Raw genomic sequence first — 1,044 nt, 5'->3', positions numbered from 1 at the left:
CAATAACTTAATTAAACGTTCATTTTTATATTTATATCAGCATGGTAAATTTCGCACCCCAAGTGTTAAATTAACCAAGCAAATCCAAAGACCAATTTCATTCAGTTAATCTATAGTGTAGAGCGCCATTTCTCCTCACAGTTATCGGCTCAAAACGTGCGCCTCAAACATTCATCTAAAGTCATTCAGGCCTAAATCCTCGGCATAAAAAAAGCAGCCCGAAGGCTGCTTTTTTATTAAGACAAGAGATGCTAGTTCGATGTATTCGCAGAAATATCTGAAGATACTGACGACTTTCTAAAACGACCAATGACACGCTGGAAGAAGCGCTTAATCGCTCGAAAGATGTTTTTAATATCTTCAAGCATTAGATACAGACAAGGCACTAACACCAACGTCAGGACTGTGGCATACAGCACAGCAAAGCCCAAAGCGACGGCCATTGGTATTACGAAACGTGCTTGTAGACTGGTTTCGAACATAATAGGCAATACACCCGCAAAGGTCGTGATGGATGTCAGCGTAATCGCTCGAAAACGCGCACAACCAGCCTCAACCACCGCCTGCTTGATGCTCATTCCTTTCTCTCGCACTTGGTTCACATAATCTGTCATCACCAACGAGTCGTTGATCACCACACCTGCGGCTGCGATCAAACCGAATGTCGACATCATGCTAATGTCTAGCCCCAACCAGAAATGTCCCCAAATCGCCCCTGTTAAACTAAACGGGATAACGGACATCACGATAAGAGGCTGGGTATAGCTCTTCAATGGTACGGCAAGCAAGATATAAACAATGATCATCCCTGCCACAAAGAACATGATTTGTTCGTTGCGTTGCGCGGCTTGCTCTTCGATGTCACCACCCAGCTCTGTTTTGACACTTGGGTGAAGCTTCTTCATATCAGGCAAAATACTATCGTCGATGATTTTCACAATTTCTTGTGGCTCAACGAGTTCTTCATCAATAGAGCCGTACACATAAACGGTTTGATAACCACCTTCGCGACGAATTGTGCTAACCCCAGGCTGCTCACTGATA

The 1,044-nt window shown here is 44.0% G+C and carries 1 protein-coding gene; it reads right to left on the bottom strand.

The window, feature by feature from the left end; genetic code table 11:
- Window positions 1-251 precede the first annotated feature (251 nt).
- Window positions 252-1,044, bottom strand: a 793-nt coding sequence (locus tag R7P72_RS26050) for an efflux RND transporter permease subunit (protein WP_318111152.1), incomplete at its 5' end; no start/stop codon positions are given.

The organism is Vibrio sp. Vb0888, from assembly GCF_033338835.1.
Classification (GTDB): domain Bacteria; phylum Pseudomonadota; class Gammaproteobacteria; order Enterobacterales; family Vibrionaceae; genus Vibrio; species Vibrio alginolyticus.
The sequence above is the reverse complement of the archived record's forward strand: the minus strand, read 5'-3'. Positions and strand labels throughout refer to the sequence as shown.